The sequence below is a fragment of the Streptomyces spinosus genome (assembly GCF_020400655.1).
GTDB lineage: Bacteria > Actinomycetota > Actinomycetes > Streptomycetales > Streptomycetaceae > Streptomyces > Streptomyces argyrophylli.
This window is the reverse complement of record NZ_JAINRC010000015.1, coordinates 236,377-250,352: the sequence shown is the minus strand read 5'-3', so window position 1 is coordinate 250,352 and position 13,976 is coordinate 236,377. Positions and strand designations below refer to the sequence as shown.

The 13,976-nt window shown below is 73.5% G+C and carries 12 protein-coding genes; 10 read left to right on the top strand and 2 right to left on the bottom strand.

All coding sequences use genetic code 11. The features are described from left to right. Positions 1-32 precede the first annotated feature (32 nt). The 4 genes from aceE to LG395_RS28420 all read left to right on the top strand — a co-directional run bounded on the left by aceE (position 33) and on the right by LG395_RS28420 (position 5,937). Positions 33-2,735, top strand: coding sequence for a pyruvate dehydrogenase (acetyl-transferring), homodimeric type (gene aceE, locus LG395_RS28435; RefSeq protein ID WP_171157007.1), 2,703 nt, complete (start codon positions 33-35; stop codon positions 2,733-2,735). Between the two features lie 61 nt (positions 2,736-2,796). After that, the gene (locus tag LG395_RS28430; protein ID WP_225811680.1) at positions 2,797-3,780 is read left to right on the top strand and encodes a helix-turn-helix transcriptional regulator; all 984 of its coding nucleotides are present in this window, start codon (positions 2,797-2,799) and stop codon (positions 3,778-3,780) included. A 102-nt stretch (positions 3,781-3,882) separates the two neighbouring features. After that, positions 3,883-4,401, top strand: coding sequence for a DUF4240 domain-containing protein (locus LG395_RS28425; RefSeq protein WP_225811700.1), 519 nt, complete (start codon positions 3,883-3,885; stop codon positions 4,399-4,401). Positions 4,402-4,752: 351 nt separating this feature from the next. Next, positions 4,753-5,937 (top strand): MarP family serine protease, encoded by a 1,185-nt coding sequence (locus LG395_RS28420; RefSeq protein ID WP_171157003.1) that lies wholly within the window; start codon positions 4,753-4,755, stop codon positions 5,935-5,937. A 12-nt stretch (positions 5,938-5,949) separates the two neighbouring features. On the opposite strand, the gene LG395_RS28415 is transcribed toward LG395_RS28420, so the two are convergent. Next, complete coding sequence (locus LG395_RS28415) at positions 5,950-6,438, bottom strand: GNAT family N-acetyltransferase (RefSeq protein WP_225811679.1); 489 nt, start codon at positions 6,436-6,438, stop codon at positions 5,950-5,952. Positions 6,439-6,512: 74 nt separating this feature from the next. Between LG395_RS28415 and LG395_RS28410 the strand changes: the two genes are divergently transcribed. Together LG395_RS28410 and LG395_RS28405 are read left to right on the top strand one after the other, a co-directional pair. Continuing rightward, complete coding sequence (locus tag LG395_RS28410) at positions 6,513-7,409, top strand: TIGR01777 family oxidoreductase (RefSeq protein ID WP_225811678.1); 897 nt, start codon at positions 6,513-6,515, stop codon at positions 7,407-7,409. A 233-nt stretch (positions 7,410-7,642) separates the two neighbouring features. Then, complete coding sequence (locus LG395_RS28405) at positions 7,643-9,007, top strand: NAD(P)/FAD-dependent oxidoreductase (RefSeq protein ID WP_225811677.1); 1,365 nt, start codon at positions 7,643-7,645, stop codon at positions 9,005-9,007. An 82-nt stretch (positions 9,008-9,089) separates the two neighbouring features. Here the strand turns inward: LG395_RS28405 and LG395_RS28400 are convergent, their stop codons facing one another. After that, positions 9,090-10,556 (bottom strand): NsdA family TPR-like regulatory protein, encoded by a 1,467-nt coding sequence (locus tag LG395_RS28400; protein ID WP_225811676.1) that lies wholly within the window; start codon positions 10,554-10,556, stop codon positions 9,090-9,092. A gap of 240 nt (positions 10,557-10,796) precedes the next feature. Between LG395_RS28400 and lipB the strand changes: the two genes are divergently transcribed. From lipB to LG395_RS28380, 4 genes are all read left to right on the top strand, one after another. Further along, positions 10,797-11,594, top strand: coding sequence for a lipoyl(octanoyl) transferase LipB (gene lipB, locus LG395_RS28395; RefSeq protein WP_171156994.1), 798 nt, complete (start codon positions 10,797-10,799; stop codon positions 11,592-11,594). 145 nt (positions 11,595-11,739) lie between these two features. Then, positions 11,740-12,699: a lipoyl synthase gene (gene lipA, locus LG395_RS28390; RefSeq protein ID WP_225811675.1), complete on the top strand. Its 960-nt coding sequence runs from the start codon at positions 11,740-11,742 to the stop codon at positions 12,697-12,699. Positions 12,700-12,926: 227 nt separating this feature from the next. Beyond that, the gene (locus LG395_RS28385) at positions 12,927-13,124 is read left to right on the top strand and encodes an SCO2195 family GlnR-regulated protein (RefSeq protein WP_132783798.1); all 198 of its coding nucleotides are present in this window, start codon (positions 12,927-12,929) and stop codon (positions 13,122-13,124) included. 78 nt (positions 13,125-13,202) lie between these two features. Further along, on the top strand, positions 13,203-13,904 hold the full coding sequence (locus LG395_RS28380) for a DUF4191 domain-containing protein (RefSeq protein WP_171156990.1): 702 nt from the start codon (positions 13,203-13,205) through the stop codon (positions 13,902-13,904). Positions 13,905-13,976 lie beyond the last annotated feature (72 nt).

The window sequence follows — 13,976 nt, the reverse complement described above, 5'->3', positions numbered from 1 at the left end:
AGGGAACCCCTTCGACTGAGGAAGGCGGCGACATGACCGACCCCAACGCCATCCAGCCGAGCGCGCTCGACCAGCTCCCGGACCGCGACCCGGAGGAGACCGCCGAGTGGCAGGCCTCCCTCGACGCCGTCGCCAGGGAGGCCGGGCCGCACCGCGCCGCGTACCTGATGCGCCGCACGCTGGAGCGCGCCGAGGCGGGCGGCATCGCGCTGCCGAAGCTCCTCGAGACGGACTACGTCAACACCATCCCCACCTCCGCGGAGCCGGCGCTGCCCGGCGACCCGGAGATGGAGGCCCGGATCACCGCGTGGAACCGCTGGAACGCGGCCGCCATGGTGACCCGCGGCGCGAAGCACGGCGTCGGCGGCCACATCGCCACCTTCGCCTCCGCGGCCTGGCTGTACGAGACCGGCTTCAACCACTTCTTCAAGGGCAAGGAGGGGGACGGCTCCGGCGACCAGCTCTACATCCAGGGCCACGCCTCCCCCGGCATCTACGCCCGCGCCTTCCTCGACGGCCGGCTCGGCGAGCAGCACCTGGACAACTTCCGCCAGGAGGCCGGCGGCAACGGCCTGCCGTCCTACCCGCACCCGCGCCGTCTGCCCTGGCTGTGGGAGTTCCCGACGGTGTCGATGGGCCTCGGCCCGCTCTCCGCCATCTACCAGGCGCGCTTCAACCGCTACCTCACCAACCGCGGCATCAAGGACGTCTCCGCCTCCCACGTCTGGGCCTTCCTCGGCGACGGCGAGATGGACGAGCCGGAGTCGACGGCGGCCCTCGCGCTGGCCGCGCGTGAGGAGCTGGACAACCTCACCTTCGTCATCAACTGCAACCTGCAGCGCCTCGACGGCCCGGTCCGCGCCAACTTCAAGATCGTGCAGGAGCTGGAGGCCCAGTTCCGCGGCGCCGGCTGGAACGTGATCAAGACGCTGTGGGGCTCGGCCTGGGACGAGCTGTTCCAGCTCGACACCACGGGCGCGCTGGTACGCCGGCTGCGCGAGGTACCGGACGCACAGGTCCAGACGTACCAGACCCGCGGCGCCGCCTACATCCGCGAGGACTTCTTCGGCAAGGACCCGGCGCTCGCCGAGATGGCGAAGCTGCTGAGCGACGACAAGATCCTCGACTGCTTCCACTTCTCGCGCGGCGGTCACGAGCCGCGCAAGGTCTACGCCGCGTACAAGGCCGCCGTCGAGCACAAGGGCGCGCCGACCGTGATCCTGGCCCAGACGGTCAAGGGCCACACCCTCGGCGAGGGCTTCGCGTCGAAGAACGCCAACCACCAGATGAAGAAGCTCTCGGTGGACGAGTTCAAGGCGATGCGCGACCTGCTCGGCCTGCCGATCAAGGACAGCGACTTCACCGACGGCGTGGTGCCCTACGGCCACCCGGGCGCCGACTCCCCGGAGGTCCGCTACCTCCAGGAGCGCCGCGCGGCCCTCGGCGGCCCGGCCCCGGCCCGCCGCACGCACGCGCTCGCCCCGCTGCCGGCCCCCGCCGAGAAGGCGTTCGCCTCCTTCGACAAGGGCTCGGGCTCCCAGAACGTGGCCACCACCATGGCCTTCGTCCGCCTGGTCAAGGACCTGGTCCGGGACAAGGAGACGGGCAGGCGCTGGGTGCCGATCGTCCCCGACGAGGCGCGCACCTTCGGCATGGAGAGCCTGTTCCCGTCGCTGGGCATCTACTCCCCCAAGGGCCAGACGTACGAGCCGGTCGACCGCGACCAGCTGATGTACTACAAGGAGGCCAAGAACGGCCAGATCCTCAACGAGGGGATCACCGAGGCCGGTTCGATGGCCGACTTCATCGCCGCGTCCACCGCGTACGCGACGCACGGCGAGGCGATGATCCCGTTCTACATCTTCTACTCGATGTTCGGCTGGCAGCGCACCGCCGACCAGATGTGGCAGCTCGGCGACCAGCTCGGCCGCGGCTTCCTCGTCGGCGCGACGGCCGGCCGTACGACCCTCACCGGCGAGGGCCTCCAGCACGCCGACGGCCACTCCCCGGTCATCGCCGCGACCAACCCGGCCGCGCTGACGTACGACCCCGCGTTCGCCTACGAGATCGCGGTGATCGTCCGTGAGGGTCTGCGCCGGATGTACGGCGAGGCCAAGCCGGGCGAGGACCAGAACGTCTTCTACTACCTGACGGTCTACAACGAGCCGCTGCCGCAGCCGGCCAAGCCCCAGGGCCTCGGCATCGACGAGGGCATCGTCAAGGGCCTGTACCGCTTCAACACGGCCGAGTCCGCGGGTGTCTCCGTGCCCGCCAACGCCCCGCGCATCCAGCTGCTGGGCTCGGGCACGGCGATCCACTGGGCCCTCCAGGCGCAGAAGCTGCTGGCCGAGGAGTGGGGCGTGGCCGCGGACGTGTGGTCGGCGACCTCCTGGTCGGAGCTGCGCCGGGACGCCATGGAGGCCGACGCGGCGCTGCTGCGCGGCGAGGAGCGGGTGCCGTACGTCCGCCAGGCGCTCCAGGGCGCCGAGGGCCCGGTGCTGGCCGTCTCCGACTACATGCGCCAGGTCCCGGACCAGATCGCGCAGTGGGTGGAGCAGGACTGGTCCTCGCTGGGCGCCGACGGCTTCGGTCTGTCGGACACCCGTGAGGCCGCCCGCCGCCACTTCGGCGTCGACGCCCAGTCGATCGTCGTCGCGTCGCTGGCCCAGCTCGCCCGGCGCGGCGAGGTGAAGGCGACCGCGGTCAAGGAGGCCCGGGAGAAGTACGGGCTGTAAGGCACCGCGCATCCTGTGAGGAGGCCCCCGCTTCGGCGGGGGCCTCTTGCATGATGTGCGCATGCGCGCCGCACGTCTGATCAAGATGGTCCTGCTCCTGCAGTCCCGTCCCGCCATGACCGCCGCCGAGCTCGCGCGTGAGCTGGAGGTGTCGGAGCGGACCGTGACACGGGACGCGCAGGCGCTGTCGGAGGCGGGGGTGCCGGTGTACGCCGACCGGGGCCGGGCCGGCGGGTACCGGCTGGTCGGCGGGTACCGGACGCGGCTGACCGGGCTGGCCCGCAGCGAGGCGGAGGCGCTGTTCCTGAGCGGGGTGCCGGGGGCACTGCGCGAGATGGGGCTGCAGGACGCGGCCTCGGCGGCCCGGCTGAAGGTGTCGGCGGCGCTGCTCCCCTCGCTGCGGGACGCGCCGGACAGCGCCGCGCAGCGCTTCCACCTGGACGCCCCGGCCTGGTTCCGCGAGCCCGGCACGCCCGCGTGGCTCCCCGTGATCGCCGAAGCGGTCTGGGACGACCGGCGGGTCGACGCCGGCTACCGGCGCGGGGACGGGACGGTCCGGCGGCGGCTCGAGCCGTACGGGCTCGTGCTGAAGGCGGGTGTCTGGTACCTGTGCGCGCGGGTCGCCGGGGCCGGCGCCTTCCGGACGTACCGGATCGACCGGTTCACCTCGGTGGCCGGGCTGGACGAGCGGTTCGACCGCGATGCGGGGTTCGACCTGCCCGGCTTCTGGGCGGAGCAGGCCGAGCGGTTCGCCCGGTCGCTGCTGCGCGCGGAGGTGGTCGTACGGCTGTCCCCCGAGGGCGTGCGCCGGCTGCCGCACACCGTCGATCCGCTCGGCGCGCGGGAGGCGCTGGCGGACGCGGGCGCCCCCGATGCCGAGGGCTGGGTGACCGTGACGCTGCCGGTGGAGTCGGAGGAGGTCGCCCACGGCCAGCTGACCGCGCTGGGACCGGAGGCGGAGGTACTGGCACCGGCGAGCCTGCGCGAACGCTGCGCGGCCGACGCGGCCCGGCTGGCCGCGCTGTACCGCCGATCGGACACCTGACGACGCGAGTGGCGCGCCGTGCCGTGCCGTCGGGTGGGCCGGCGGCGGCGCGCCCGTGTTCCGCGTGCGGCGCATCGGCCGAGGCCCGATGCTGGTGGCGTGATGGACGAGACGGAGTTCTGGGAGCTGATCGACGCCACCCGCGAGGCCGCCGGGGGCGACCCCGAGGAGCAGGCCGACGCGCTGGTGGAGCGGCTGCTCCAGCTGGAGCCCGATCTCGTCCTGGACTTCGCCCGTCACTTCGAGGCCCGCTACAACCGCGCCTACCGCTGGGACCTGTGGGGTGCCGCCTGGCTGCTGCTGGACGGGTGCAGCGACGACGCGTTCGACTTCTTCCGGTGCTGGCTGATCGGCCAGGGCCGGGAGGTCTTCGAGGGCGCGGTGCACGAGCCGGACGCGCTGGCCGGGCTGCTGGACGACTTCGACGAGGAGGTCGACGGCGACGGCGAGGAGCTGGGGTACGCGGCGGACGAGGCGTACGAGCAGCTGACCGGCACCGTCGCGCCGGACCTGGGCATCGCCCCGGCGCCGGCCGAGCCGGAGGGCACGCCCCTGGACCTGGAGGACGACCGGGTGCTCGCGCAGCGCTATCCCCGGCTGTGGCAGCGGTTCCGGGGGTGAGGGCGGTGCCGGGCTCCGTCGTCACCTGCCCGTCCGTCCGGCGGGCCCCGGGGCCGCGTCGGCCTGGTCGGGGGCGCAGCGGGCGGCCCGGTGCGGGCCGCGTGCCGCCGGTGGCCCCGCTGTGCTCCGGCGCGGCCTCCCGGTGCCCCGGCGCGACCGCGCTCCCGGGCCCCTGCGCGTGCCCGCGATGTGCGCTGTGCCACCTGGTGGAACCATCGTCCGGGTCCGGGTCGTTTCTGCGGGTACAGACCCGCGTGGCCGGTTCCGCTGCCCCGGAGGCGGCCTCGCGCGCGTGTGGCTGATCAGCGGACCGGTCCCGTCCGTAGGAGAGGTTGAGAGAGAGGCGGCTCGGTGGACCTGCTCGACCTGGTGCTCGTATTGGTGATCGTCGTCTACGCGGTGTCCGGTTATCGCCGTGGACTGGTGGCCGGATGTGTCTCGCTGGCCGGGTTCGTGGGCGGCGCGGCCGTCGGCGTGTGGGTGCTGCCGTGGGTGACGGGCCAGGTGGAGCGGGGCACGGCGACGGCGACGGTGCTCGCGGTGCTGACGGTGCTGGTGCCGGCGGTGGTGGGGCACGAACTGGCGGGCCGGCTGGCACTGCGGCTGCGCGGGGAGCTGGACCGGGGTCCGCTGCGGGTGGCGGACGGGATGGGGGGCGCGGCGGCGAACTCGGTCGCGGTGCTGATCGTGGCCTGGGTGGCGGCGAGCGTGCTGAGCGCGGCGCCGTCGCAGACCCTGGCGACGGCGATACGGAACTCGACGGTGCTGGGCGCGGTGCAGGAGGCGATGCCGCGGACCACGCCGGCGTGGTTCTCGCGGGCCACGTCCGCGCTGACCGAGGCGGGCTTCCCGCAGGTGTTCAACCCGTTCGAGAACGAGTCGACGGCCCGGGTGGCCCGGCCGACCGGCGACAGCGTCACGCCTGCCGCGACGAACGCCGCCCGGCTGAGCACGGTGAAGATCGAGGGCGCCGTGGGCACGGAGGGCCGCGAGGGCAGCGGGTTCGTGTACGCGCCCCGGCGGGTGATGACCAACGCGCACGTGGTGGCCGGCATCGACCGGCCGAGCGTGCGGGTCGGCGGGGTCGGGCCGTCGTACGCGGCCCGGGTGGTGCTGTTCGACCCGGACCGGGACGTGGCGGTGCTGTACGTGCCGGATCTCAGTGCCCCGGTGCTGCGGTTCGACGGCGGTGCGGTGCGCGGGGACTCGGCGGTGGTGGCGGGCTACCCGCAGGACGGGAGCCTGAACCTCCAGGCGGCGACGGTCGGGAACCGGGTGCGGGCGACCGGCCAGAACATCTACAACGACGGCACGGTCACCCGCGAGATCTACGCGATCCGCTCCACGGTCCGGCCGGGCAACTCCGGCGGCCCGCTGCTGACCACGGACGGCCGGGTGTTCGGGGTGGTCTTCGCCCGCTCCACCTCGGACGCCGAGACGGGGTACGTGCTGACGGCGGCCGAGGTGGCGGACGACGCCCGGCGCGCGGCCACGGCGACGGTGCCGGTGGACACGGGCGAGCTGGTCAGTTCGTAGGCGCGGCGGGGCTCACAGGGCTCGGCCCATGCAGACGTCGTCGACGTACGCGCCGTCGACGAGGAACTCCCCGGGCAGCACGCCCTCGACGGCGAAGCCCTCGGACTCGTACAGCGCCCGGGCCGGGGTGTTGTGCCCGAGCACGCGCAGGGTGAGGCGGCGTGCGCCGCGCCGCCGTGCCTCCTCGACGGCGGCCCGGACCAGCGCGCGTCCGACGCCCCGCCCGCGCGCCTCCTCGGCGACGGCGAAGCCCTGGATCGCCAGGACGTGCGCGTTGGAGGCGAGCGTGGTCGGGTGGGTGAGCCGGATGTAGCCCAGGACGCGCCCGTCGGCCTCGGCGACGAGGTACTCCTGCGGCGGGTGCCGCTCGTCGAAGAAGGGCTGGTACGGCGGCTGCGGCGGGGGCATCACCGCGTGCAGGGGGGACCAGGTGGCCCGGTCGAGGACGGCCAGCGGCTCCTCGTCGGCGGCATGGGCGTTGCGTATGTACGGCTCCGGCATGGTGATCACCATACGGCGGGCGGTCCAGGCGGCCCCAACGGGTTTCCGCCCGCTGGTGCGGTCATGCTGGGGTCATGGAACGTTCACGTATCGCGGTGGCCGGCGCGTCCGGTCTCATCGGCAGCGCTCTGGTGCGGTCCCTGACCGCGGACGGGCACGAGGTGGTCAGGCTGGTGCGCCGGGAGCCCCGGGGCGCCGACGAGGTGCGCTGGGACCCGGAGCGCGGTCACGTCGACGCGGCCGGGCTGACCGGGTGTGACGTGGTGGTCAACCTGGCGGGGGCCGGGGTGGGCGACCGGCGCTGGACGCCGGAGTACAAGCGGCTGCTGCGGGACAGCAGGGTGCTGGGCACGGCCGCCCTGGCGGAGGCGGCGGCCTCGCTGCCACGGCCGCCGCGGGTGTTCGTCAACGGCAGCGCGATCGGCTTCTACGGCGACACCGGCGACCGGGTGGTGGACGAGGACGCGCCGCCGGGCGACGGTTTCCTGTCCGCGCTGTGCGTGGAGTGGGAGGAGGCGGCAGCGCCCGTGGCGGAGGCCGGGGTGCGGACGGTGTTCCTGCGCACGGGTCTGGTGGTGGCCCGGGGCGGCGGTGCGTGGGGGCGGCTGTTCCCGCTGTTCCGGGCGGGGCTCGGGGGGCGGCTGGGGGACGGGCGGCAGTACTGGTCGTACATCGCGCTGCACGACGAGGTCGCCGCGATCCGGCATCTCGTCGACGGTGACGGCCTGTCCGGGCCGTTCAACCTGACGGCGCCGCAGCCGCTGACGAACGCCGAGATCACGGAGGCGATGGCGCGGGTGCTGCGCCGGCCGGCGGTGTTCGCGGTGCCCGCCCCGGTGCTGCGGGCGGCGCTCGGGGAGATGGCCGGGGATGTGCTGGGCAGTCAGCGGGTGGTGCCCAGGCGGTTGCTGGAGTCGGGGTTCCGGTTCGCGTTCCCGGGCATCGACGAGGCGATCCGCGCGGCGGGATGAGCGGAGGGCGTGAGCGGGTGGCGTGTGCGGGTGGGGCGGTCGCGGCGGGATGAGCCGGCTGACAACACCGGCGAACGAAAGTGACCGTATGCGACCTCTATGCGACCGTGCCCTGTTGATGCGCGACTGCCTCTGACCGATCACGCCCCTACCCTCGACCCGAACTCGGGTATCCCTCGGGCCCGTTGGGGGCATGACGTCTCCAGCGGCCGCGCAACCCACAGGAGGGCCTCGTGCTTGAGCCCGCGTACCAGGTGGACGTCGTCATCGTGGGAGCCGGGATCGCCGGTCTCTCGGCGGCTCATCGGCTGACCAGCGCAGGAGTCACCACCGCGGTCCTGGAGGCCGCCCCGTACGTCGGCGGCCGTATGTCGACCGAGAAGATCGACGGCTTCCGCCTCGACCGCATCGGACAGCTGCTGTCCACGTCCTACCCCGAACTCCGCCTGAGTCCGGGCCTGGACGCCCTGACCGTGCGCCGTTTCGCACCGGGCGTGCTCCTGCACCGCGACGGCCGCACCCATCGCGCGGGCGCGCCGGCGGGCGGCGGGAGCGCGCGGGGCGCACGGGGCGCACTCCATGTGGTGCGCGCCCTCGCGAACGCGCCCCGGGGTACGGCGGTCACGCCCGGCGCACCGGTGGGCGGCGCGGTCGACCAGGCCCGGCTGGGCGCGGCGCTCGGCCGGATCGCCGCGACCCCCGTCGAACGCCTCCTGGGCCGCCCCGAGATGCCGGCCGCCCTCGCCCTCGCCCAGCGCGGAATCCCGGCGCGCACCATCGACGGCTTCCTGCGCCCGCTGCTCGCCGCGCTGCTGTGCGACCCGGAGCTGACCACCTCCAGCAGGTGCGCCGACCTGGCGCTGCGCGCCTTCGCGAGCGGGCGGCTGTGCGTGCCGGAGGGCGGCGCCGAGGTGCTGCCGGAACTGCTGGCCGGGGGGCTGCCGCCGGGCACGGTGCACACCGGGGTGCGGGTCACCTCGGTGTCCACGACCTCGGTGGCGACCGCCGAGCACGGGGAGATCCGCTGCCGTGCGGTGCTGCTGGCGACGGACGCGCGCGCCGCGGCCGGACTGCTGCCGGGACTCAGGGTGCCGGACTTCCACCCGGTGACGGTGGTCCACCACACCACGGACGAGCCGGCGGCGGCCTTTCCGACGGGCCGCTCGCTGCTGCTGGACGCCGACCGGGGCGGCCCGGTGGCGCACACGGCTGTCCTCAGCAACGTGGACCCGAGCCGGGCACCGGCCGGCCGCGTCCTGATCTCCTCGACCGTGCTGGGCACGCCCCCGGAAGGGGTGGACACCGCCGTCCGCATCCACCTCTCCCGCCTCTACGGCACCTCCACGCGCCGCTGGGAGACGCTGGCCGTGCACCACACCCCGGATGCGGTCCCGTCGATGCGTCCGCCCCACGACCTGCGCCGCCCGGTACGCCTCCTGGCCGGCCTCTACGTCTGCGGCGACCACCGGGACACCAGCACGGTCCAGGGCGCCCTGCACTCGGCCCACCGCGCCGCGTCGGCCATCCTGGCGGACCTGGGCGCGGCGGGCTCGATGCACGGCGCGGACCCGGTCCCGACGATGCCGAGGGCGGCGTAGGCGCCCCGCGAGGGGCGCGGGGAACCGCGCGGACGACCACGGCGGCGCGGACCCCGGCGGCCGGCCGCCACCCGCGACGGCGCTATCCCAGCGCAGCGACCTTCTCCCGGTACACCCGCACCGGCGGCGCGTCCCGATAGGGCTCGAGCCGCCGCTCGAACTCCTTCACGTACTCCACCGCGCGAGCGCTGCGCATCTCCGCGGCCTGACCCGCCGCCTCCGCGGCGATCGCGCACGCCTGGTCGAGTTCGCCGAGGCCGAGGCGGGCGGTGGCGAGGACGACCCGGCAGAACAGGCGGCTGCGGGCATAGGCGGGCGCCCGCAGCTGGAGGGACCGCTCGGCGTGCTGCGCGGCGGCCCGGAACTGCTGGAGATCCCGGTGGCAGTGGCCGAACTCGTCGGCGAGCTGCGCCTCGTCGAAGAAGGCGGCCCAGTACGGCACGTCGTCCCCGGGCCGGGCCGCCTCGAGCGCGCGTTCGGCCCGCACGAGCGCCGCGGTGCAGGCCCGCACCTCCCCCAGGACGCCGTGCGCCCGCGCCTCTGCGGCGTGCAGCAGCGCCTGGACGACCGGCGGGGCGCCCGTGCCGACCCCCTGCTGGGCGACCCGGGCCAGTTGGACGGCCTCCCTGCCGTGGCCGAGGTAGACGGCCTGCCGGCTCATGGTGACCAGGACGTAGGAGCCGTAGGCCCGGTCGCCGGCCGCCTGGGCGAGCCGCAGCGCCTGCACGAAGTACCGCTGGGCAAGCCCGTGCGCGGCGATGTCGTACGAGGTCCAGCCCGCGAGCCGGGTCAGATCGGCGGCGGCGCCGAACAGCCGGCGGCCGGTCTGCTCGTCGTAGCCGCCGCGCAGCATCGGCTCGCACTCGTGCTCCAGGTAGCGCACCAGCGCCTGCCGGGCGTGGCCGCCGCCGAACCGGTCGTCGAGGGTGCGGAACAGCTCGCCCACCGAGTGCAGTGCGGCGATGTCACCGCCGGTGACCCTGTGGCCGGGGGCCCGCTCGGCGTGCGTCCGCAGCCGCGGCGGGAGCAGCGGCGCCGGCCGCGGCGCCCTGGCCGCGGCGGGCCGGCCCTGCGGCGGCACCCGGGGCACCGGCTCGCGGGCCACCCGGTCGTCGGCCTTGCCGATCAGCCAGTCCCGGCTGGGCACCACGAGCCCGGCCGGGGTGAAGGCGATCTTGCGCAGCTCGGCGTGGCTGCCGGAGTCCTTGCGCCACAGCCCGCTGACGATGTCGACGGCCTCCTCGGGGGTGGCCGCGAACTCCAGCCCGGCGTACACCGGCGCACACGCGTCCAGACCGAGGTCCTGGGCGGTGAGCCGGCGCCCGAGCCGGCGCGTGAAGACCTCGGCGATCAGGGCGGGGGTCGTACCGCGTGGCTGCTGGCCGCGCAGCCAGCGGGTGACCGAGGTCTTGTCGTATCTGAGGTCCAGCCCGTGTTCCAGGCCGAGCTGGTCGACGCGACGGGCCAGACCCGCGTTGGAGAACCCCGCTTCTGCGATGAGCGCGGCGAGCTGGCGGTTGGGGGTGCGCTGCGCGGGTCGGTCCGTCATCTGCGGTGCGGTCTCCTGCCTTCCGGGCCGGTCGATGTGCCCGGATTGCCTTTGAGCAGCCCTTATGGCCTCACGAACGGCGCGAATGTAGCGGAGAGTGAGCAGATGGTCGCACACTTCGCCATGCATTCATCCGATCGTGTGAGGAACGCCCGCAGGGCTGACGTACTCCGGTCGGACGTACAGTGGCGAGGGCGCGTTACGTGCCTGACACACCGGTCGCTGAGGGAGGCGCTTGCCGTGAGTGAGTTGCGGTTCGTCCGCATGGGGTTCGGTGCGGATGCCGTCGAATACCAGGAGGCCTGGGACGAGCAGCGCCGGGTGCACGCGGCCCGGTTCGCCGACGAGGTCCCGGACACCGTGCTGCTCCTGGAGCACCCCCCGGTGTACACGGCCGGCCGGCGCACGGAGGACAGCGAGCGCCCGCTGGACGGCACCCCGGTCATCGACGTGGACCGCGGCGGCAAGATCACCTGGCACGGTCCGGGCCAGCTGGTGGGCTACCCGATCCAGAAGCTGCCCCGCCCGGTGGACGTGGTCGCGCACGTGCGGCGGCTGGAGGAGGCGATCATCCGCGCCTGCGCCGAGTTCGGCCTGGAGACCACCCGGGTGGAGGGCCGCAGCGGCGTCTGGGTCCTCGGCGACCCGGTCGAGCGGCGGCCGGCGCTCGGGGGGCTGTCCCTGGACTTCGACCCGCGGCTGACCGACGAGGAGTTCGACCCCCGGCTGAACGGCCCGGAGTACGCCCCCTCCAACGCGGGCCAGCGCCGTGAGGACCGGAAGATCGCCGCGATCGGCATCCGGGTCGCCAAGGGCGTCACGATGCACGGCTTCTCCTTCAACGTGAACCCGGACAACGCCTGGTTCGACCGGATCATCCCGTGCGGCATCCGGGACGCCGGGGTCACCTCGCTGGCGAACGAGCTGGGCCGGGACATCACGGTCGAGGAGGTCCTGCCGGTGGTCGAGAAGCACCTGCGGGACGTCCTGGAGAACGCGGACCTGAGGCCGCGGGTGATCGAGACGGCGTCCGCCTGATCGTCCGCCGGGGGAATGTGCCCTGCGACAGCGGGGTTGGCCCGAACGGCAGGGCGTACACAGTACGGGCGTACCCTGGGGTACGCCGAAGAATCGAAGTCACAGGGAGCCGGTCGTGTCCGCAGTCGCACCCGACGGGAAGCAAATGCCAAGCCCTGACGGGCGGCGATTGCTGCGCCTTGAGGTCCGCAACAGCCAGACCCCCATCGAGCGCAAGCCCGAGTGGATCAAGACCCGGGCGAAAATGGGCCCCGAATACACGAAGATGCAGAACCTCGTGAAGAGCGAGGGGCTGCACACGGTGTGCCAGGAAGCCGGCTGTCCGAACATCTACGAGTGCTGGGAGGACCGCGAGGCGACCTTCCTCATCGGCGGCGACCAGTGCACCCGGCGCTGTGACTTCTGCCAGATCGACACCGGCAAGCCCGAGGCGCTGGACCGCGACGAGCCGCGCCGCGTGGGCGAGTCCGTGGTCACCATGGACCTGAACTACGCCACCATCACCGGCGTCGCCCGCGACGACCTGGCGGACGGCGGAGCATGGCTGTACGCCGAGACCGTGCGCCAGATCCACCAGCAGACGGCGCAGCGCGAGGGCGGCCGGACCAAGGTGGAGCTGCTGGCCCCGGACTTCAACGCGGTCCCCGAGCAGCTCGCCGAGGTGTTCGCGTCCCGTCCCGAGGTCTTCGCGCACAACGTCGAGACCGTCCCCCGGATCTTCAAGCGGATCCGCCCGGGCTTCCGCTACGAGCGCTCCCTGAAGGTCATCACCGAGGCCCGCGACTACGGCCTGGTGACCAAGTCGAACCTGATCCTCGGCATGGGCGAGACCCGTGAGGAGGTCAGCGAGGCGCTGAAGCAGCTGCACGACGCGGGCTGCGAGCTGGTCACCATCACCCAGTACCTGCGGCCGTCGGTGCGCCACCACCCGGTGGAGCGCTGGGTGAAGCCGCACGAGTTCGTGGAGCTGAAGGAGGAGGCCGAGCAGATCGGCTTCTCCGGTGTGATGTCCGGCCCGCTGGTGCGCTCCTCCTACCGCGCCGGGCGGCTGTACCAGATGGCCGTGGAGAAGCGCGGCACGTACGTCGCCGCCCAGGCGGTGTGAGCCGCGCGTGTGAATTCGCGCACAAGTTCCTACTGGCCAGTAATGGCCGAGACGACGCGGTCCCGACCGTCCTCGCTGATGAGGGCGCCGTCGGGGCCGCGCCGGCGTTCCAGCCCCTCACACCGAGGCTTCACGCGTGTTTGACCGGTCGGTCACGCCCTGGTAACACCAATCAGTGACTCTCATATCACGCCCCGCATCTCCAGCTCAGAGGGGGGACCTCGATCATGCAGGCCGCACCCGTACGCGCCACCGCCATCCCGTCCTTCACCGGCGCCCTGCGCGCCGTGGAGTCCCTGCTCATGAGCGGCGGCCAGCGCACCGCCCGCCGCAACGCCTGGACCTCCGTCCTGGAGGACCGCCGCCGCGCCAAGGACCGGGTCGAGGCCCAGCGGTTCCTGGACCAGGCCGCCGGCCAGTCCTGACGCCGCCCCCGGCGGGCCCGTCCCGCCCGCCGGGCACCGCCGTCGTCCGCACTCCCGCGGGCACGTAGACTTCGTGGCATGGCGAGGAAGGAAACCGCGGCGGACGCCGCGAACGCAGGGCGACTGAAGCAGATCGCCCTCACGTACCAGATGACCCGCAAGGCCGACAAGAAGATCGGTCTTGTACTCGCGGCCGTCGGCATCGGCACCCTCGGTGTCTTCCTCGCGATCGGCTTCCTGATCGGGCACCCGGTCTACCTGGGCATCTTCGGCCTGCTGATCGCCCTGCTGGCGACCGCGATCGTGTTCGGCCGCCGTGCCGAGCGGGCCGCGTTCGGCCAGATGGAGGGCCAGCCGGGCGCCGCCGCGGCCGTGCTGGACAACATCGGCCGGGGCTGGACGACGACCCCGGCGGTGGCGATGAACCGCAGCCAGGACGTGGTGCACCGGGCCGTCGGCAAGGCCGGCATCGTGCTGGTCGCCGAGGGCAACCCGAACCGGGTGAAGAGCCTGCTGGCCGCCGAGAAGAAGAAGATGAACCGCATCGTCGCCGACGTGCCGGTGCACGACCTGATCGTCGGCAACGGCGAGGGCCAGGTCGAGCTGAAGAAGCTCCGCACGACGATGCTGAAGCTCCCGCGCGTGCTGACCGGCCCCCAGGTGACGGCCACCAACGACCGGCTGCGGGCACTGGGCGACCTGATGAGCAACATGCCGCTGCCGAAGGGCCCCATGCCGAAGGGCATGAAGCTGCCCAAGGGCGGACCCCGGGGCCGCTGACCCGGCCCCTGCCGCGGACACGCCGCCGAACGGAGTATCCGGCCGGTAATCGGCTCATGCGCTCCTAGCCTT